Origin of the sequence: Beutenbergia cavernae DSM 12333 (assembly GCF_000023105.1) — a bacterium.
Taxonomy (GTDB): Bacteria; Actinomycetota; Actinomycetes; order Actinomycetales; family Beutenbergiaceae; genus Beutenbergia; species Beutenbergia cavernae.
The window spans coordinates 1771584-1791199 of sequence record NC_012669.1; the positions used below are offsets into that span (position 1 = coordinate 1771584).

Here is a 19616-nt window from a genome sequence, read left to right on the forward strand (position 1 = left end):
CGAGGAGACCGACATGAGCACCATCGACCGCCGCGCCTTCATGGGCGGACTCGGACTCGCCGGCATGGCCGGCATGCTCGCCGCCTGCGGGGGCGAGAGCGCACCGCCGAACGCCAGCGGAGGCGGCGGGGGCGGCGCCGACGGGACGCTGCGGTGGTGGGACCACCTCGGCGGCCTGCAGGACCTGCACGATCAGTGGGCCGCGGACGAGGGCGAGCGCCTCGGCGTCACGATCGAGCACACGTACAACGAGCCGGGCAAGGCCACGGAGGCGCTGCAGCTCGCCAACCAGAGCGACCAGCTGCCGGACGTGTACACGCCGCTCGTCGGGCTCCCGATGCCCGCGCTGGTGGACGCCGGCTGGATCCACGAGATCACGCTGAGCGACGAGGCGATCGCGCGGCTCCCCGAGGGCAGCTTCGTGGAGGGTCTCACGATGCTGGACGGCAAGATCTACGGCCTACCGGCGTTCACGGACAAGCAGTACGCGGCGTGCACCTGGTACAACTCCGCCATCGCCGAGGAGGTCGGCTTCGAGCCCCCCACGAGCTACGACGAGTTCCTCGCGGTGCTCCAGGCGATCGCCGACCACGGCGCGTACGCCCCGATGACCATGGCGCTCGGCGCCACGGGCCGGATGCGGGAGCAGATCGACGATCTCGCGCAGGCCGGCGGCTTCCCGGGCTACCAGGGGCTGCGGTACGACACCGGCGAGTACGAGTACCACCACGACGCCTACGTGGCCGCGATCGAGCTGTACAAGGAGATCTCGGACCGGGGGTTCCTGCTCCCGGGCACGAACAACTTCCAGATCCCCGACGCGCGCGGTCGCTGGGCGGCCGGCGAGATCGCCTTCCACATGGACGGGCCGTACTCGCCGGGCGCGGTCCGCTCGCTGAACCCCGACGCCCTGGAGTTCATGGCGGTGGCCGGGATGCTGACGCCCGAGGGTGACGAGGTCGTGGCGACGCGCGGGGCACGCGGTGCGGACTGGGTGGTCGGCGGCACGACGCAGGTGGCCGAGTACGCCAGCCAGCTGATCGAGACGTTCACGCAGGAGGACTACCAGACGGCGCTCGCGTCCGGCATGGACCAGCCCCCGATCGTGCTCGACACGGTCGCGGGCGCGGACGTCATCGAGCCGTACGCCTGGCTCGTGGAGGAGTTCCGGACCCGGATCTTCCGCGGTCCGCAGCCCATCGTCCGCAACGTCGACGTCGCGACCGTGCAGGCGAACCAGTCGCCCGTCGCGCCGGAGCTCGGGAACGTCATCCAGGGCTACCTGGGCGGCGAGATCTCGGACCTGCGCGCCGCCCTGGTCGACCTCTCCGACGCGAACTCCGCGGCTCTCGACGACGCGATCGCGACGGCGGTCGACGACGGAGCCGAGGTCTCCCGGGCCGACTGGGAGTTCCCGGACTGGGTCCGGGGCCAGGACTACACCTACTGACCCTTCGTCGATCGGAGAGAACACCTATGGACCACTTCCCTGCGGAACGCACCGCCGTCGTCACCGGCGCGGCCTCGCGGCGCGGCATCGGCCGCGCGGCCGCCGAGCGGCTCGCCCGCGACGGCTGGGCCGTCGGCCTGATCGACGTCGACGAGGGCGCCATCAAGGAGCTCGCCGGCGAGCTGACCGACAGCTACGGGGTGCCGGCCGCCGCCGTCGGCGTCGACGTCTCCGACAACGCCGCGGTGCGCGACGCCGTCGACCAGCTCGAGGAGAGGCTGCCGCAGCTCGTCGCGCTCGCCAACGTCGCCGGCGTCAGCTCGCCGGCGCCGTACCTCGAGCTGACGCCGGTCGAGTGGCACCGCGTGATCGACATCAACCTCAACGGCGTGCACTTCGTGAGCCGGCGCGTGGCCGAGTCGCTCGTGCGCGGCGGCGGTGGGCGCATCGTGTCGATCTCGTCGGTGTCCGCCCAGCGGGGTGGTGGCACGTACAGCAAGTCCGCGTACTCGGTCGCGAAGGCCGGCGTCATCGGCCTGACCCGAGCTCTGGCCCGGGAGCTTGGCCCGCACGGCGTGACGGTCAACGCGATCGCTCCCGGCCCGATCGACACCGACATCATGGGCGGCACCCTGAGCGACGAGCGCAAGGCGGCCCTCGTGGAGGAGCTGCTGGTCGACCGCGTCGGGACGACGGCGGACATCGCGTCGGCGATCGCCTACCTCGCGGGCGAGGAGTCGGGGTACATCACCGGTCAGACGCTCAACGTCGACGGCGGTCTGTACATGCACTGAAGCCCAGTCTGTACCGACCGTGTCCCGCAGGGAAGGAAGCAGAGACCGCATGAAGCAGCAGATCGAGAGGGTCGCCGTCGTCGGCTCCGGGTACATGGGCACGGGGATCGCGCAGGTGCTCGCCGGCGCGGGGCTCGACGTCGTGCTCGCGGACGCCGACGCCGAGCGCGCTCGCGCCGGGCACGCCCGCGTCCTCGCCGAGGCGACGTCCGCCGAGGAGGCCGGGACCGCCCCCGGAGGCACGGCCGAGCGCGTCGCCGCGCACCTCACGTGGGCGGCCAGCGCCGCCGAGGCGGCCGACGGCGCGGACTTCGTGGAGGAGGCGGTGCCCGAGGTGCTCGGCCTGAAGCGGCGGGTCCTCGCGGAGGTCTCCGCGGCCACCGCGACGGCGATCATCGGCAGCAACACCTCGACGATCCAGGTGCGCGCGCTCGCGGACGCCGTCGCGGATCCGAGCCGGTTCCTCGTCGTGCACTGGAGCAACCCGGCGCAGCTCGTGCCCGGCGTCGAGCTGGTGTCGGGCGAGGCCACGGATCCGGCGGCGGCCGACGCCGTCCGCGCGATGATCGACGGCGTCGGGCGCGTGAGCGCGCAGCTCGGCGACGCCCCGGGCTTCGTGCTCAACCGGCTGCAGTTCGCGCTGGTGAAGGAGGCGCTCGCGATCGTGGAGGAGGGTCACGCCTCCCCGGCGGACGTCGACGCCGTGGTGCGGAGCACGCTCGGCTTCCGGGCCGGGTTCTTCGGCCCACTCGAGATGCTCGACATGGCGGGCCTCGACGTCTACGCCGACTGCTACGCGTCGCTCGAGCGCGAGCTCGGCCCGCGGTTCGCGCCGCCGCGGATCCTCACGGACGCCGTCGAGCGGGGTCGGCACGGCATGAAGAACGGCGCCGGCCTGTGGCGGGACTACACGGACGACGACGTCGCCGCGCTCACGGCGTGGCGCACTCTCGCCTACTCCCGGATGGCTGACCTGCTGCGCGAGCTGCCCCCGGCGCCCGTGCGGGCGGCCACGGCGGCGTCGTCCGACGACCCCGACCTCGAGAGGACCCCCGCATGAGCGCGCCCACGCACACGACGACGTCGCCGGACCACGACACTCGACCGCGGGCCGAGGACTGGCCCATCGGCGCCGCCCTGCTGCAGTTCCCCGGCGGTGCGGCACTCACGCAGGCCGGACCGCCGGCGTGGCGCCCGGCGCTGCGCGAGGTCGCCCTCGCGGGGTTCAGCCACGTGGACCTCACGGACTCGTGGGTCCGGCCCGGCGACCTGGACCCCGCCGGCCTGCGCGCCCTCACGGGCGCGGCCGCGGAGCTCGGCCTGGCGTTCAGCGCGATCTCCGTGACCCGGCAGAGCGTCATCGACCCCGATCCCGACGTCGCCGCGGCCAACCTCGACTACGCGCTGCGCAGCGTCGACGCTGCCGCCGCTCTCGGGGTGGGCGTGCTGTGCCTCGGGCTGCACCGGCCTCTCACGTCCGAGCAGCAGCAGGCCCAGTGGTTCTGGCACGCCCGCGGCGCGGAGGACCCCGACGACGAGGCCGTGTACGCGCTCGCCGTCGAGCGGTTCTCGGCGATCGGCGAGCGTGCGGCGGCCGCAGGCGTGCAGATCTCGCTCGAGATGTACGAGGGCACGTACCTCGGCACGTCCGCCGGCGCCGTGCGGCTCGCCGGCGACATCGGGCTCGCGAACGTCGGCCTGTGCCCGGACATCGGCAACATCGTGCGGCTGCACCGGCCCGTCGAGGACTGGCGCGTGATGCTCGAACGCATGCTCCCGGTCACGAACTACTGGCAGGTCAAGAACTACCTGAGGGACCACGACCCGGCGACCGGTGCGTACTTCTCGGCGCCGGCCCCGCTCGAGAGCGGCTTCATCGACTACCGCACGGCGATCGGGATGGCGGTGGAGGCCGGGTTCAGCGGGCCGCTCTGCGTCGAGCACTACGGCGGCGACGGACTGAGCGTCGCCGCCTCGAACCGGGAGTACCTGCGCCGCGTCCTCCGGGCGAAGCTGGGCGAGTGACATGACGCACCTGGTCAACGACCCCCACTCCTTCGCCTCCGACGTGCTGGACGGCTTCGTCGCCGCCCACCCCGACGACGTCGTGCGGGTGCACGGCGGCGTCGTGCGAGCCACCCGCACACCCCAAGGCCAGGTCGCCGTCGTCCTCGGGGGAGGGTCCGGCCACTACCCGGCGTTCGCCGGCTGGGTCGGGCCCGGCATGGCGCACGGTGCGGTGTGCGGCAACGTGTTCGCGTCGCCGTCGGCGTCGCAGGCCGTCTCGGTGGTCCGCGCGGCACAGGCCGGCGGCGGGGTGCTGCTGGGCTTCGGCAACTACGCCGGCGACGTGCTGCAGTTCGGCGAGGCCGCGCGGGAGCTTCGGGCTGCGGGGATCGACGTGCGGATCGTCACGGTGACGGACGACGTCGCGTCGGCACCGCCGGAGCGCGCGGAAGAACGCCGCGGCATCGCCGGCGACCTCGTCGTCCTCAAGGTTGCCGGCGCCGCGGCCGCGGCCGGGTACGACCTCGACGACGTCGAGCGGGTCACCCGGATGACCAACGACCGCACGCGCACGATCGGCGTGGCGCTGTCCGGCTGCACGCTGCCGGGGCAGGTCGAGCCGCTGTTCGCCGTCGAGCCCGGCACGATCGCGCTGGGGTTGGGCATCCACGGGGAGCCCGGCCTCGCGGCGCACGCCCTCGGGACGGCGGCCCAGGTGGCGGACGAGCTCGTGGACCGGCTGCTCGCGGAGCTGCCGTGCGACGTCGGCGACCGCGTGGCGGTGCTGCTCAACGGGCTCGGCTCGACGACCCACGAGGAGCTGTTCGCCGTCTATGGGCGCGTCGCGTCGCGGCTTTGCGAGGCGGGGCTCGTCGCGGTGCGGCCGGAGGTGGGGGAGCACGTCACGAGCCTCGACATGGCGGGCCTCTCGTTGACCCTGACGCTCCTGGACCCCGAGCTCGAGACCCTGTGGCTCGCGCCGGTGGACGCCCCGGCGCTGCGCCGCGGCGCGCCCGCACCGGCAGCGACCGGGGAGCGGCGCGACGCCCGGGACGTCGACCGGCCGGAGGAGGTCGCTGTCGCGGAGGGAACGCCCGAGTCCCGCCGCGCGGCCGCCGTCGCTCTCGACGCACTGGCTGCCGTGTGCCGGGCCCTGCGGGAGGCCGAGACCGAGCTCGGGGCGCTCGACGCCGTCGCCGGGGACGGCGACCACGGCCAGGGCATGGTGCTCGGGGCCGCCGGGGCGCTCGCCGCGGGCCGGGCGGCGCACGACTCCGGCGCCGGCCTGGCCTCGGTGCTCCGCTCGTGCGGGGCGGCGTGGGCCGAGGCCGCCGGCGGCACGTCCGGCGCGCTGTGGGGCGGCGCGTTGCGTGCGGCCGCCGACGCGTTCGACGACGCCTCGGCACCGGACGCCGCTGCCGTGCTGGTGGCCGTGGAACGGGCCGCCGAGGCGGTGACCGCGGCCGGCGGTGCGTCGGTCGGCGACAAGACGATGGTCGACGCCGTCGTGCCGTTCGTCGAGGCGCTGCGGAGCGCGCTCGGCGACGCCGCGCCCGCGGCGGCCTGGAGCACCGCGGCGGCGGCGGCCGACCGCGCAGCCGCGGGAACGGCGGATCTGGTGGCGAGGCGAGGTCGGGCGCGCACGCACGGCGAACGCGGGATCGGTCACCGGGACCCGGGCGCCGTCTCGTTCGCCCTGGTGATGACGGCGGCCGGGCGGGTCCGCGGGGCGGACCTCGTCGAGGCCGCTGCGGACGCACGAGCGACGGAGGACTGATGGGACTGCGGATCGTCGTCGGCGCGGACAGCGCGGGCTTCGAGTACAAGGAGGCGCTCAAGCGCGACCTCGAGGCTGACGAGCGCGTGAGCGACGTCGTCGACGTGGGCGTGGACGCGGGCGGGCAGACGGACTACCCGCACGTGGCCGTGTCTGCGGCCCGGCTCGTGGCGCGGGGGGAGGCCGACCGGGCGCTGCTCGTGTGCGGCACGGGGCTCGGCGTCGCGATCGCGGCGAACAAGGTGCCGGGGATCCGGGCCGTGACGGCGCACGACTCGTACTCCGTCGAGCGCTCGGTGCTGTCGAACGACGCCCAGGTGCTGACGTTCGGCCAGCGCGTCATCGGGCTCGAGCTGGCGCGCAAGCTCGCGGCGGAGTGGCTCGCGTACACGTTCGACGCCTCGTCGCCGTCGGCGGTCAAGGTGTCGGCGATCTCGGAGTACGAGGCGCGTGACTAGCACCTGGGTCGGCACCAGCTGGAAGATGACGAAGACGCTCGCCGAGGCGCGCGCGTTCGCGCGCGGGCTCGCCGCAGCGGAGCCCGCGCTGCCGGCGGAGGTCCAGCCGTTCGTCATCCCGCCCGCGACGGCGCTCGCCGCCGTCCGCGCGGAGCTCCCGGCGTCCTCGCGCGTGCTCGTGGGGGCGCAGGACGCTCACTGGGAGGACGCCGGGCCGTGGACGGGCGAGGTGTCGGTGCCCCAGGTGGCCGACGCCGGGGCGAGGCTCGTGGAGATCGGCCACTCGGAGCGTCGCGAGGCGTTCGGTGAGACGGACGAGCGGATCCGGCTCAAGGTGCACGCCACGTTGCGCCACTCCCTGGTGCCGCTCGTGTGCGTGGGGGAGCCGGCCGCCGTCCGGGCCGCCGGCGGGCAGGCCGCCTACGTCGCGGCGCAGACGCGAGCGGCGTTCGACGGCGTCGCGGCGGGCACGCGCGTGCTGGTCGCGTACGAGCCGGTGTGGGCGATCGGCGAGGGCGGGCGGCCGGCCACGCCGGACGACGTCGAGGCGCCGGTCGCGGCGATCCGGGCGGCGACCGCCGACCTCGACGCCCACGTGCTCTACGGCGGCTCGGTGGACGGCGAGAACGCGCCGGCGCTGCTGGACGTGCCCGGCGTCGGCGGGCTGTTCGTCGGGCGCGCCGCATGGGACCTCGCGGGCTTCCTCACGATCCTCCGGGTCGCCGCGCGCGGCTGAGGACCGTCAGGCGCCGGCGCGCTCCGCGGCACGCCTCCACGTCGTCCAGACGTCGGCCACGACGCCCGGCGGGGCCACGAGCAGCCCGTGCGGCGGGAGTCCGTCCGCGGGTCCGTGGGTGTCGTACAGCTCGAGGCCGCCCTCGGTTGCGATGAGGACCCCCGCGGCGACGTCCCAGCTGTGGTACCGCCCCGCGATGAGCGTCGCTGCCGAACGGCCGAGCCCTGCGTGGGCGAGCGACAACGCGCACGACCCGAGGATCCGCACGGTGCCCTGCTGGTCTCGCACCCAGCCGAGGGTCTCGTCCATCCCCGGCCACGTCTGGTGGCCGGACCACTCCGTGAGGAGCACCCGGCCCGCGAGCGACGTCACGCCGTCGTCGGCGCCCACCGCCGGGGAACCGTCCACGCGCACGCCGAGCCCGCGAGCGGCGCCGATCGTCTGGTCGCGGTACACGTCGTGGACGACCCCGACGGCGGGGCCGTCCGCGTCGATCGCCCCGATGCTCACGGACACGTTGCCCAGCCCGTACAGGTAGTTCGTGGTGCCGTCGATCGGGTCCACGTGCCACACGATCTGGGCTTCGGCGGTGTCGCCCCGCGTGGGCCGCTCCTCGCCGACGATCGCGTGGTCCGGGTACGCGGCCGTGAGCTCGGCCCGGATGAGGTCCTCCGTCGCGCCGTCGACCGGAGTGAGCCAGTCCGACGCGCTCGACTTCGTGACCGCGTCGGAGCGGTCGAGGGCGGCGTCCCGGACCTGGCGGCCGGCGCGGCGGGCCAGGTCCTCGGCGAACCTGAGCAGGTCGGCCAGGTCGGCCAGGTCGGCCAGGTCTGTCGGGTCGGAGGGAACGGTCGGTCGGGCGGCATCCGCGGGCAGCGTCACGTCGTCCATCCTGCCCGCTCGGGGGCAGACGGCGTCAGTCGACGACGTGCGCGACGGCCCCGATCACGGGCCAGGCGCCCTCGGAGGTGTTGCCGAGGACGCTGACGGTGGTGCCCGTGCGCGGATCGTGGGTCGAGCGGAACGAGGCCCCCGCGTCGTAGCCCTCGAGCACGAGCTGCGGCCCGCTCGCGTGCAGCCACAGGCCGAGGCCGTAGCGCATGCCCTCGTCCGGGACGTCGTGGCGGGGTCGGGTCATCTCGGCGACGAGCTCTGGCGGGACGATCCGCCCCGCGGTGAGCGCCAGCCAGAACGTGTGCAGGTCGTCCGCGGACGTGACGATCCCGCCGTCGCCCGTGGCGCGGACCGGGAGGTGCAGCACGTTGCACCGGTCGCCGTCGGCGTCGAGGTAGCCGAGGGCGACATCGCCCGGAAGCGCGTCGAGTCGCGGGAAGCCGGTGCGCGTCAGGCCGGCGGGAGCGCAGACGAGCTGCTCGACGAGGTCGTGGTAGCCCTGGCCGCTCGCGCGCTCCGCGACGAGGGCGAGCACCACGTACCCGCCGTTGCAGTATGAGAAGCGCTCGCCGGGAGGGAAGGACTGCGGGTGCCCGTCCAGCATCGGTAGGAACGCCTCGGTGCGGTCCAGCTCGTGGACCGGCCGGGTGAGGACGTAGTCGTCGGCCTGCCAGTCGGCGCTCTCGTCCAGGTAGTCGCCGATGCCGGACGTGTGGGCGAGCAGGTGCTCCACGGTCACGGCGTCGTCGATCAGCGGGAGGTCGTCGCCCAGCACCCCGCGGACGGGGTCGTCCAGGCGCAACACGCCGTCGTCGACGAGGCGCAGCACGGCCAGCGCCGTGAACGTCTTGCCGCCGCTGGCGATCCCGAACCGGGTCTCGGGGGTGTTCGCCACCTGCAGCGCGCGGTGCGCGAACCCGTACGCGCGGGTGAACGTCCGCTCGTCGCCGGTGTGGACGGTGACGACGCCGCTGAACGCCGCGTCGGCGGCGACGGGGTCGAGGGTCTCGGCGGTGAGCGACATGGCCGCGAGCGTACGGCGCGCCCCGGCGCGGAGCCACGGAATTCCCCGCGGCGGGAGCTCAGCGGCCGCGCGCCTCGCGCCGTCGTCGGCGCGCCGCCGACGCCCGCTCCTCCGCGTCCTCGAGCGCGGCGTCCACCGCCGCGAGCTTCGACTTCGCGGCCTCGAGCGCGGCGCTCGCCGCGTCGCGACGGCGGCCCACCTTCTGCCGGTCGGCGCTCAGGCGCTCGATCTCGTCGTCCAGCCTCCGGGCCTCCGCCTCCAGCGGGTCGAGGGTCGCCGTCGCCGCCTTCACCTCGGCCGCGGCGTCGTCGCGCCGCGACTCCACGCGGTCCACCTCCGCCGCGGCCTCGGCCACCTCCCGCTCGGCGGCCGCGAGCGCATCGTCCGGCGGGGCCTCCGGCGACGCCGCGCCCCCGGCCGCCCGTTCGCCGTCGTCCTCGCGAGCCCGCCCGACCAGATCGACGACGTCCGCCGGCTCGCCGCTCTCGTCGACCATCCCGAAGCCCACGTACTGCAGCGCCTGCGCGAGCCGACCGCTGCGCACGGCGGCCGCTGCGCCGTCGTCCATGACGACGGCGGTCAGCGTCTCGCCGAGGCGCCGCGCCGCGTCCGCGGAGACCTTGCGCCCGCCGATCGAGCCGGCGGCCAGCACGTCGGCCACGAGGCCGTCGACCCGCGTCCGGCGCAACCGGTCGAGCGCGGTGATGCGCCCGCGGTCCCGGTCCTCCGTCGCGTCGCGCAGCTCGTCGCCGAGCGCGGCGAGCGCGTCCACGTCGTCCGGCCGTTCCCGCACCACCTGGTTGACGATCCACGCGGCGAGCGTCGGCTTCGGCAGCCGCTTGATCCGGGCGCCGCCGACGTCGTCGCCGCCCTGCGCGACCTCCCGCGCCAGCGCGGCGCGGCCGGGGATGAACGCGTCCAGCGGCCCGGCGTACAGGTCGGCGATGCGGGTGTCGAGGTCGGGCACGTCACCAGCCTGTCACCGGGAAGGGGGTCGTGCCGCCGCACGCGCCGCCGGCGGGTGTCGATCTCGGGCGGGCTCACGCGTAGAAGGGGTGCCACACTCACCCCACCAGGCAAGGAGAACCACGATGAAGTACGTCCTCATGTTCGCCGACCGGCCCGAGGTGTCGAGCGCCGTCCCGCCCGAGCGTCAGCAGGAGGTGTACAACGCGATCTACGGCTGGTTCCAGGAGAACGCCGCCGTCATCGCCGACATGGGCGTCCAGCTGCAGCCCGCGTCGACGGCGACCACGGTCCGCAGCGGCGGCGACGGAACCGATCCGGTGGTCGTCGACGGCCCGTTCCTCGAGACGAAGGAGCAGATCGGCGGGTTCTCGGTCATCGAGGTCCCGGACCTCGACGCCGCCCTCGCCGTGGCCCGGACCTGGCCCGGCCTCGCCATCGACGGTGTGAGCGTCGAGGTCCGCCCGATGGTCGAGTGATCCGCGCGGCGTCCGACGACGTCCTCGTCCGCATCGTCCGCGACGAGGCGGGGCTCATCGTCGGCGCGCTGACCCGCCGCACCGGCAGCTTCGACGTCGCCGAGGAGGCGGTCCAGGACGCGGTCGTCACGGCGCTGGACCTCTGGCGCCGTGACGGCGTGCCGCCCAACCCGGCCGGCTGGCTGACGACGACGGCCTGGCGCAACGCCGTCGACCGCCTCCGCCGCGCGACGCGCCAGGACGCGGCCCTGCGCCGGCACGCCGAGCGTCGGGAGACGGTCGCCGGCGAGGTGGCGGACGTCGACGAGGTCCCCGCGATCGAGACGGACGAGCGCCTCCCGATGCTGTTCGCCTGCTGCCACCCGTCGCTCGCCCCGCCGGCCCGCCTCGCCCTGTCGCTGCGCGCCGTCGTCGGCCTCACGACGGCCCAGATCGCCGGCGCGTTCCTCGTCCCGGAAGCGACGGCCGCGCAGCGGATCGTGCGCGCCAAGCGGAAGATCGTGGCCGCGGGAATCCCGCTCCAGGTGCCCGACGGCGCAGCGCTGCCGTCGCGCCTCGACGACGTCCTGTCCGTGGTCACGCTGTGCTACAACGCCGGCTACCTGCGGGCCGACGACGTCGGGCGCCGCCTCGCGGGCGACGGTGCCTGGCTGGCGCGCGTCGTCGCGCAGCAGCTGCCCCGCGAGCCCGAGGCGCTCGCCGTGAGCGCGATGCTCGCGATGCTCGAGGCGCGGGCGGCGACCCGCTTCTCGGCCGACGGCGTCCTGGTGCCGCTGGCGGAGCAGGACCGCTCACGCTGGGACCACGAGGCGATCCGCGCCGCCGACGACCTGCTCATGCGGGCCGCCTCGTACCACCGGCCCGGGAGGTTCCAGCTGCAGGCGGCGATCACCGCCTGCCACACCACGGCGCCGTCGGCCGCCGAGACCGACTGGCTCCAGGTCCTCACGCTGTACGACATGCTGGCGGCGCGGGACCCGTCGCCGGTGGTGCGGCTGAACCGCGCCGTGGCGCTCGCGGAGATCGCGGGTCCGGAGGCGGCGCTCGCCGAGGTCGACTCCCTCGCGACCCAGCTGGCCGGGTACCACCTCCTGCATGCCACGCGGGGCGACCTCCTCGCCCGGCTCGGGCGGAGGGCAGAGGCCGAGGAGGAGTACGCGGCGGCCCTCGAAAGGGCTGCGTCCGAGGCCGAGCGTGCGCTGCTGCGCACCCGCCTCGGCCCGCTCGTGTGATCGGGCGCAGTGGCGGGCCACGAACCTCTCGCGGAGGGGCCACGAACCTCTCGCGAGCGGCGTCAGGCGGGGGAGTGCTGCGCGGCGTGCCGCCCTTCGCGGGCGTGCAGCGTGGCGCGGCCGTCGTGCAGCTCGAGCACGCGGTCCGCGCGCGCGACGAGCAGCGGGTCGTGCGTCGAGACGACGGCGGCGAGGCCGCGCGCGTGCACGAGCTCGTGCAGGAGGTCCATCACCGACGCCGCGGTCTGGCTGTCCAGCTGCCCGGTCGGCTCGTCAGCGATGAGCACGGTGGGGGAGGAGACGAGCGCGCGTGCGATGCCGACGCGCTGCTGCTGACCGCCGGACAGCTCGAACGGCCGCTGCGCGGCGTGCTGCCCGAGCCCGACCAGCTCGAGCGCGTCGCTCACGCGCCGGTCCCGCTCGGCCGGGTCGAGCCGGGCGATGCGCAGCGGCACCTCGACGTTCTCCGCCGCCGAGAGCACGGGCACCAGCCCGAACGACTGGAACACGTACGAGAGGTGCTCGCGACGCAGCGCCAGCGACTGTGCCTCCGACATCGCGCCGAGGTCCTCCCCGTGGACGACGACGGTCCCCGACGTCGGCGAGTCCAGCCCGCCGAGCAGGTTGAGCAGGGTCGTCTTGCCCGACCCGGACGGGCCGCGCACGACGAGCAGCTCGCCCGCGTGCACCTCGAGGGACACGTCCGTGCAGGCGTGCACAGCCGTGTCGCCCGAGCCGAATACCCGGGAGAGCTCGCGGCCCTCGAGAGCGGGAGTCGTCATCGGGATCCCTCCTCCGGCTCCGCCTCGGGCACGGCGTGCCCGTCGCGTGACGCGTCTCGGTACACCTCGACGTGGTCGGCCTCGAGCGCCAGCCGCACGCGGTCGCGCAGCTCGAGCGACTGCACGTAGTCGCTCGGCAGCTGCAGCCGGCCCACGCGGTCGATGACGGCGAACTCCTCGGCGACGTGCCGCTCCGCTCCCGCCTCGTCCAGCTCGGTGCGCCGCAGCACCTCCGTGGACGTCCGCCCGTCCCGGATCTGCACGGTGCGGCGCACGTGGTCGCTGACCGTGGGGTCGTGCGTGACGATGAGCGTCGTCACGCCGAGCTCGGCGTTCACCCCGCGCATCGCCTCGAGCACCTCCACGCTGGACGCCTCGTCGAGCTCACCCGTCGGCTCGTCCGCGAGCAGCACGCGCGGCGAGTTGGCGACGGCGACGGCCACCGCCACCCGCTGCTGCTCACCTCCCGACATGCGCGACGGCGTCCGGTCCGCGCAGTGGGCCACGTCGAGCAGCTTGAGCAGGTCGGTCGCGCGACGTTCCCGGTCCGGGGTCCGGGCCAGGACCATCGGCAGCGCCACGTTCTCGACGGCGGTGAGGTACGGCACGAGGTTGCGTGACGTCTGCTGCCACACGAAGCCCACCGTGTGCCGCTGGTACTGCACCCGCTGCTTCGCCGTCATGGACAGCAGGTCGACGCCGGCGACGCGCGCCGACCCGGCGCTCGGCGTGTCCAGCCCGGACAGGATCGTGAGGAGGGTCGACTTGCCGGAGCCGGACGCGCCGACGACGGCGACGAGCTCCCCGGCGTCGACGCGCAGCGTCAGGCCCTGCAGGGCCTGCACCTCGACGCCTTGCCCCGAGAAGATCCGGACGAGGTCCTCGCACCGGATGTCCCCGGGCACGGACGTGGTGACGTCCTGCTCCAGCTCGAGCGTGTCGACGCTCATGTGTCCTCCCCGACCCTCAGTACCACTCCGACGGCGCGGCGCCGTGCGACAAGAGCGCTCACCGCGACGGCGAGCGCCACGACGGCCAGCAGGCCGCCGATCACGAGACCCAGCAGCGGGCCGTCGACGACGATCCCCGGTTGCTCGGACCCGCCGGTGAACGGACGGAGGTCGACGACCCGCGTCAGGAGCACGCCGAACGCGACGCCCAGCACCCCGCCCGCCACGACGGACACCGCCAGCAGGGGCACGATCTCCCACAGCACGAGGCCGACCTCCTCCCGCGGCCGCAGCCCGAGCGTACGCAGCACGGCCACGAGGCGGGTCCGCGCCGGCGCGGCGATCGCGAGGGTCAGCACGCATGCCAGCGCCGCGAGCACCCCGGCGATGGCGATGGTGAGCGCCAGCCCGGTGCGCATGCCGCTGACGACCGGTGAGGTGTCGAAGTCCGCGAGCGAGTCGGCGGGCATCGTGGCGACGGCGGTCGGCGCGACCAGCGCGAGGACCTGCTCCTCGACGCTCGCCGGGTCCGCGCCGTCGTCGAGCGAGACGAGCACGAGCCGGGGCGCGAGCCCGGCGTTCGTGACCTCCGACAGCAGCGCCCGGTCCGCGAGCAGCCACGTCGGTGCGTTCGTGATCCCGACGGCGTCCGGAGCGGTCGCGACGACGTCGAGCGGGACGGGGTCGGCCAGGGCCAGGCGCCAGTCGGCGTCGGGATCCTCGACGAGCTGCGACGACGCCACGGCGGGCAGGGCGCCGTCGTGCCACTCGGCTGAGCCCGCGGGGATCGGCGCGGCGCCCGGGACGTCGGCCTGGATCCGGGCGAGGGCCTCCATGTCGACGGCGAACACCGGGGCGGCGACCCCGCCCCTGCCCTCCCGGACCTGGGTGGTGCCGTTGTTCGCGACCGGCGAGACGTCGGCGACGCCGTCGAGGCTCGCGATCGCGGCCAGCTGTTCGTCGGTGATCACGGGTCCGCTGACGCGCAGGTCGGCGCCGACGTCGCGCAGCGCAGCGGTCTCGGCGCCTCCGCGGATCGTGGGCAGCAGCAGCGCCGCGAACACGGTGATGGCGACGCCGACGACCACGGACAGCGCCGGTGCGAGCCCGGGCACCGGCGAACGCGCCGCGCGCGCGGCCCCGAGGGAGGGGACGAGCCCGCGCCCGCTGCGCAGCCGGCGTCCCAGGCCGAGCACGAGCGGCGGGTAGAGGCGCATCGTCCCGACGGCCGTGCACATGGCGAGCAGCAGCGGCGTCGCCACGATGAGGGGGTCGACCCCGGCCTCGCCGGCGCTCGCGACGAGCCCGCGTTGCAGCAGGAGCACCACCGCGGCGGCCGTGAGGACGACGAGCACGAGCTCCGCGACACCCCGCGCCTTCGCCCGGCCCGTGCCGAGGTCCTCCCGGACGGGCCGCAGCGAGCGCCGGTTCGTGACGCCGGCCAGCGTCACGGCGGGGGCGAGCGCGACGGCGGCCGGCAGCACGTACGCCCCGGCGCCGACGTCGGCCGGGACGAGCAGAGCCGCGGCTGCGACGCCGATCGCCGCGGCGGGAACCCCGAGCACCAGCCCTTCGAGCGCCATCACCGACCGCATCTGCACGCCCGAGGCGCCGCGCGCGAGCGCCAGCGCGAGGACGCCGCGGCGTCGGTCGAGCAGCAGGCGCCCCGTGAGCGCGATGACGGCCAGAGCGACGCCGACCGGTCCGGACGCGACGAGCGCGAACACGGCGTCGAGCCCCGCGGAGCGGCCGAGGACGCGCTCGATCGCGGGCACGAGCTGCGTGTCCCACTCGAGCTCCGCCGGGAACCCGCCCGCCTCGGAGGTCGGGAGCGGGGTGTCCACGAGGCCGCGCAGCCCGGCGAGCGCCGCGGGGGCGTTCGTCGCGCTGAGGTCGGACACGTCGAACGGGAACCACGCCTCGCTCGTCCAGGTGGTGGCGAACCGCAACGCGGCGACGCTCGTCGGGTCGAGGATCGCCCGCGCCGTGACGTGGTACCCGGTGTCCGGGTTGTCGTCGACGTTCGGAAACAGGGTCGACGGGGTGTGCTGCCAGAACGGCTCGTCGGGGTCGAGCGCCTCGAACGTCCCGGTGAGCCGCAGATCGGCGACGCCGGCCGACCACGGGGCGGAGCCGAGGGTGACGCGCCGGGTGTCGCCGACCTCCCAGCGCATCTCGTCGGCGCTGTCCACGGACATCCACAGGTCGACCGGGACCGCGTCGTCGCCGGTCGCCGGGTCGGCCGGATCGACGGCGAACGCGTCGTCGGGGACGGCGCCGGGGGTCGTCCCGTCGACGAGCCGCACGCGGTCGGCGAGGAACGGGTCGAGCACGAGCACCGCCGACGCCGAGGCGCGATCGGGGAGCTCGGTTCGTTCGACCGTCGGGACGGCGTCCTGCGCGACGGCGCGGTAGCGCGGGTCGCCGAGGGCCGACCGCACCGGCTCCGCCTGCCGGTCGCGGAGTGCCTGCAGCGTCGAGTCCCACGCCCGCCACTGCGGCCACAGGTCGTCGGGGAGGCTCTGCTCGGTGCCGGTGACGACGTCGTCGGCGAGCCAGTTGTTCACGGCGCCGGAGGGGTCCCGCACCTGGGGTGCCAGCAGTCCCACCTGATACCGCAGCTCGGCGGTGGACATCCGGTCGAGCAGGCGCGGCCACGCGGCGAGCGTCCCCGCGATGACCAGGACGACGAGGGCGATCGTGACGGCCGGGCCGACGGCGGAACGGGCCCCGGCGACGACGATGCGGCGGGCGGTCGGGCGGCTCATCGGATCTCCTCCCGCCACTCGGTGTCCCGCGCCTGGGAGCGGACGTGGGCGCCGTGCGCGAGGGCGATGGCGGCGACGGCGACGACCAGCGCGCCGCCCGCCGCGAGCGCCCAGCCGGCGTCCACCCGCAGAGCCACCTCGAGGGGCAGCGAGCTCGCGGCGGTGGCGGCGAGCGGCGGGACCACGAGCCAGCTCAGCGCGAGCCCGACCACACCGCCGGCGACGATCGCCGCGAGCGTGACGGCGAGCACCTCGGTGCTGCGGGAGCGCGCCTGGTCCGTCGGCGACTCGCCGATGGCACGCAGCACGACGACCTCGCCCCGGCGGGATCGGGCCAGCGCGACGACGACGGCGCCCGTGCCGGCGATCGCCAGCGCGGCTGCCGCACCCGCGGTGAGCCAGAACATGTCCAGTGCGGGGCCGGTGACGGGGTCCGCGTCGGCGTCGGCGCTCAGCACGGCAGGGGCGTCCGTCCCGCGCACGTTGCCCACCGCAGCGGCGGTCTCGGCCGGGGCGTCCGAGGCGATCCACACCTCGGCGGGCAGGCTCGGCGACGTGCCGCTCGCGAGCAGCGTGCCGGCGAGCGCCTGCGGCGTCGTGAGGATCGACTCCGCCGCCCGCGAACCCGGCACCAGGGGGACGACGGCCGCGACCCGGGCCCGGACGTCGGTGCCGTCGACGGCGAGCGTGACGTCGTCACCGGACGACCAGCCGAACGCGTCGGCCGCGGCGGTCGAGACCGCGAGCGGGACGGCGTCCGGGTGCACGGGCATGAGGCGCGCCGTCTCCAGGGCGGGCGCAGCGAGCGCGAACGACGCGGGGTCGGCTGCCGCGAGCGTGCCGGTGAGGCCCAGCGGCTGCATCGGCTCGAGGCCGGCACCTGCCTCGGTGGACGTGTGCAGCTCCCAGCCCTCCGGGAGCTCCAGCGCATCGCCGTCGATGCTCAGCTCGTCGACGGTGAACGTCAGGTCGGCCGCCCGCGGCGGGGTCCGGATCCCCAGGTCGATCGCGACGACGCGCCACCCCGCCGTGTCCGCGGGCACCGGCACGTCGAACGTCTCGGAGACGGGTTCGCCGAGGCCGGGGGTCGCCGGGTCCTCCGTGCAGGAGGTCAGCGCACCGTCCGGATCGGTCGAGCAGTGGACGTCCGGCTCCGCGCGCGCCACGAGCGTGCCGGCGTCGCGCACGAGGACCTCGCCGTCGTCGCTCGCGAACCACACCCGCACGGTGCCGTCGCGGTGCGCGGACCCGCCGAACACCAGGTCGCCGCTCGATCGGGCCAGCACCTGCAGCGTCGCGGTCAGGTCGAGGGACTCCGTGCCCGCCGGCAGCTCGATCCCGGGGAGGGCAGCGGCGTCGTCGAGCGCTGCCGCGACTGCCGAGGCGTCGAACAGCGCCTCGGGGGCGACGACGGCGCCGGCGATCCCCTCGGCCGGCACGGCCAGCCCCGTGACCGGGACGTCGTCCACGCTCGCGGCCAGACTCCAGACCGGCGCCGCGTCCCGCGCCCCCGGCAGCTCGGCGAGCTCCGGCAGGCCGAGCGGCGGCGTCGACGCCGACACGTACGTCACCGAGTGCCCGGGCACCCGCAGGTCGGTCCCGGACCCTAGAGCCGTCGCCGAGGCGCGGACGCTGGTCCAGGTCCCGGTGAACGCCGCGGCGAGCGACGCGGAGCCGGTGGCGAGGACGAGCAGGAGGACGGGGACGGCGTAGACGGCCACCCGGCGGGCGACCTGCCGCGCTGGTTGGACGGGCCACGTCCCGCGCGTCCGCGTAGCGATGCGCGCGGCGAACGAGCTGACGGGGCCGACGAGACCGAGCGCGAGCAGGCCTCCGGTCAGCAGAGCGAGCGCGGGCGCCGCGGCGGAGACGGGATCGACGGTGACGGAGCCGTCCGGGCGCGTCACGACGGGGTCGCCGTACCGCCACAGCTGCCAGACGCCGATCGCCGCGGCGGCGGTGACGAGCGCGACGGCGGCGCCGGTCGTGGCCGTGCGGGCCCGGCCGGACGCCTCGGCCGTGCGCCGGCCGTGCGACGACGCGGCGTCCGCAGCACTCGTGGCGAGCATGATGACGACGACGACGAGCGCCGTCGCCGCCCCGACGCCGGTGACGAGCGCCGTCGCCGGCCCGGCGCCCGCGGGGCCGGCCGCCAGCAGGAGCCACGCGGCGGCCGTCCCTACCGCGGCACCGGGGACGGCCACCGCGAGGGCCTCGGCGAACGAGGCTCCCAGGATCTGTCCGCGGGTGGCACCGCGCGCGGTGAGCAGGTCCGTCTCGGTGGAGCGGACCGTCACGAGCAACCCGACGATCTGCCAGATGGCGAGGGCCGACACGACAGCGAGGACGAGCAGCGGCACGGCGACCGTTCCGCGGACCGCGCCCAGGGCGGCGGCGGTCGCGGCGAGCTCCTGGGCGCCCGTCCCGGTCGTGGTCGCACCGCGGAGCACGACGCCGGGCTCGTCGTCGAGAGCGGCCGGGATGCGTTCGAGCGCCCGCGCGAGGGGGGCGAGATCAGCCGGCACGACGCGCTGCGCGTCAGCGCGGACCGTCCACCGGACGAAGGGCTGCGTCGGGACGGCGGCGAGCGAGGACTCCGGGAGCATGAGCGGACCGAGCGCGCCACGGTCGGCGGGGCTCGAGCCCGTCACGACGACGCGCTCGCCGAACCAGGCCGGGTCGGCGCCGTCGTCGGGCTCCCACAGCCCGGCCACGACGACGTGCACCGCGTCCTCGCCGCCGAGGGCGAGCACGTCGCCGACGCCGGCGCCGAGGCTCTCCGCAGCCAGGGCGTGCAGCACGCCCTGGAGCGGCGTCTCCTCGGTACCCGCGCCCTCGCCGGTCACCGGCTCGGGCCACGCGCCGTCCGTGAGGTGAGCCCGCTCGGCCAGGGCGTCGTCGGCGCCGGCGACGACGCGTTGCGCGACCTCGGGGGCCTCCTCGGCGACGGCGAGCACGTCGAGCGGTCCCGTGCGGATCGAGCGGTCGACGACGGCGGGGAGCCCCGACGTCTCCGTGTCGATCCGGGCGGTAGCTGCGGCGTCCTGCGCGGGGGCGTCGTCGGCGAGCCGCGTCTGGACCTGCACGCCGGACGCCGTCGGCGGTGCCTCCTCGATCGTCTGGCGGGAGCCGGCCTCCGCGGAGACCACCACGAACCCGAGGGCACCGGCGCCCACGCCCGCCACGAGAGCCACGAGCACGCCGAGCAGCGCGAGGAGGCCCAGCTGGGAGCGGGCGCGCCGGCGCAGCAGTGCTGCCGTCGTGACCACGCAACCCCCTCGACTGAGCCTGAGAGCGGG

Annotated in this window: 16 protein-coding genes; 9 read left to right on the forward strand and 7 right to left on the reverse strand. The window is 75.5% G+C overall.

The window, feature by feature from the left end; all coding sequences use genetic code 11:
* The first annotated feature begins 13 nt into the window (after positions 1-13).
* Genes BCAV_RS07765 through BCAV_RS07795 form a run of 7 tightly spaced genes read left to right on the forward strand, consistent with a single transcriptional unit; the run spans position 14 to position 7222 of the window.
* Positions 14-1450: an ABC transporter substrate-binding protein gene (locus BCAV_RS07765; RefSeq protein ID WP_015882039.1), complete on the forward strand. Its 1437-nt coding sequence runs from the start codon at positions 14-16 to the stop codon at positions 1448-1450.
* Positions 1451-1476: 26 nt separating this feature from the next.
* Positions 1477-2244: an SDR family NAD(P)-dependent oxidoreductase gene (locus tag BCAV_RS07770; RefSeq protein WP_015882040.1), complete on the forward strand. Its 768-nt coding sequence runs from the start codon at positions 1477-1479 to the stop codon at positions 2242-2244.
* Between the two features lie 49 nt (positions 2245-2293).
* The gene (locus BCAV_RS07775) at positions 2294-3304 is read left to right on the forward strand and encodes a 3-hydroxyacyl-CoA dehydrogenase family protein (RefSeq protein ID WP_015882041.1); all 1011 of its coding nucleotides are present in this window, start codon (positions 2294-2296) and stop codon (positions 3302-3304) included.
* The gene (locus BCAV_RS07780) at positions 3301-4269 is read left to right on the forward strand and encodes a sugar phosphate isomerase/epimerase family protein (RefSeq protein ID WP_015882042.1); all 969 of its coding nucleotides are present in this window, start codon (positions 3301-3303) and stop codon (positions 4267-4269) included. The genes BCAV_RS07775 and BCAV_RS07780 overlap by 4 nt, the downstream gene beginning before the upstream one ends.
* Before the next feature lies 1 nt (position 4270).
* Positions 4271-6028 carry a dihydroxyacetone kinase family protein gene (locus BCAV_RS07785; protein ID WP_015882043.1) on the forward strand — a complete coding sequence of 586 codons (1758 nt, stop codon included), beginning with the start codon at positions 4271-4273 and terminating at the stop codon, positions 6026-6028.
* Positions 6028-6486, forward strand: coding sequence for a ribose-5-phosphate isomerase (locus BCAV_RS07790; RefSeq protein ID WP_015882044.1), 459 nt, complete (start codon positions 6028-6030; stop codon positions 6484-6486). Before BCAV_RS07785 ends, BCAV_RS07790 begins: the two co-directional genes overlap by 1 nt.
* On the forward strand, positions 6479-7222 hold the full coding sequence (locus BCAV_RS07795; RefSeq protein WP_015882045.1) for a triose-phosphate isomerase: 744 nt from the start codon (positions 6479-6481) through the stop codon (positions 7220-7222). Before BCAV_RS07790 ends, BCAV_RS07795 begins: the two co-directional genes overlap by 8 nt.
* A 6-nt stretch (positions 7223-7228) precedes the next feature.
* Here BCAV_RS07795 and BCAV_RS07800 read toward each other — a convergent pair whose 3' ends face one another.
* Genes BCAV_RS07800 through BCAV_RS07810 form a run of 3 tightly spaced genes read right to left on the reverse strand, consistent with a single transcriptional unit; the run spans position 7229 to position 10107 of the window.
* Entirely contained in the window at positions 7229-8104 is an 876-nt protein-coding gene (locus BCAV_RS07800; RefSeq protein WP_187292861.1) for an inositol monophosphatase family protein, read from the reverse strand.
* A gap of 34 nt (positions 8105-8138) precedes the next feature.
* Positions 8139-9140, reverse strand: coding sequence for a serine hydrolase domain-containing protein (locus BCAV_RS07805; protein WP_015882047.1), 1002 nt, complete (start codon positions 9138-9140; stop codon positions 8139-8141).
* A gap of 58 nt (positions 9141-9198) precedes the next feature.
* Entirely contained in the window at positions 9199-10107 is a 909-nt protein-coding gene (locus BCAV_RS07810) for a hypothetical protein (RefSeq protein ID WP_015882048.1), read from the reverse strand.
* Positions 10108-10231: 124 nt separating this feature from the next.
* Here BCAV_RS07810 and BCAV_RS07815 point away from each other — a divergent pair, with 124 nt between their 5' ends.
* Both BCAV_RS07815 and BCAV_RS07820 read left to right on the forward strand, forming a co-directional pair.
* On the forward strand, positions 10232-10585 hold the full coding sequence (locus BCAV_RS07815; RefSeq protein ID WP_015882049.1) for a YciI family protein: 354 nt from the start codon (positions 10232-10234) through the stop codon (positions 10583-10585).
* Positions 10582-11817, forward strand: coding sequence for an RNA polymerase sigma factor (locus tag BCAV_RS07820; RefSeq protein ID WP_015882050.1), 1236 nt, complete (start codon positions 10582-10584; stop codon positions 11815-11817). The genes BCAV_RS07815 and BCAV_RS07820 overlap by 4 nt, the downstream gene beginning before the upstream one ends.
* Before the next feature lie 62 nt (positions 11818-11879).
* Here BCAV_RS07820 and BCAV_RS07825 read toward each other — a convergent pair whose 3' ends face one another.
* From BCAV_RS07825 to BCAV_RS07840, 4 genes are read right to left on the reverse strand one after another with little or no spacing between them, the layout of a single operon-like run.
* The gene (locus BCAV_RS07825) at positions 11880-12599 is read right to left on the reverse strand and encodes an ABC transporter ATP-binding protein (RefSeq protein ID WP_015882051.1); all 720 of its coding nucleotides are present in this window, start codon (positions 12597-12599) and stop codon (positions 11880-11882) included.
* Entirely contained in the window at positions 12596-13549 is a 954-nt protein-coding gene (locus BCAV_RS07830) for an ABC transporter ATP-binding protein (protein ID WP_015882052.1), read from the reverse strand. Before BCAV_RS07830 ends, BCAV_RS07825 begins: the two co-directional genes overlap by 4 nt.
* The gene (locus BCAV_RS07835; RefSeq protein ID WP_015882053.1) at positions 13546-16317 is read right to left on the reverse strand and encodes an FtsX-like permease family protein; all 2772 of its coding nucleotides are present in this window, start codon (positions 16315-16317) and stop codon (positions 13546-13548) included. The genes BCAV_RS07830 and BCAV_RS07835 overlap by 4 nt, the downstream gene beginning before the upstream one ends.
* Positions 16314-19586 (reverse strand): FtsX-like permease family protein, encoded by a 3273-nt coding sequence (locus tag BCAV_RS07840; RefSeq protein ID WP_015882054.1) that lies wholly within the window; start codon positions 19584-19586, stop codon positions 16314-16316. The genes BCAV_RS07835 and BCAV_RS07840 overlap by 4 nt, the downstream gene beginning before the upstream one ends.
* Positions 19587-19616: the final 30 nt, after the last annotated feature.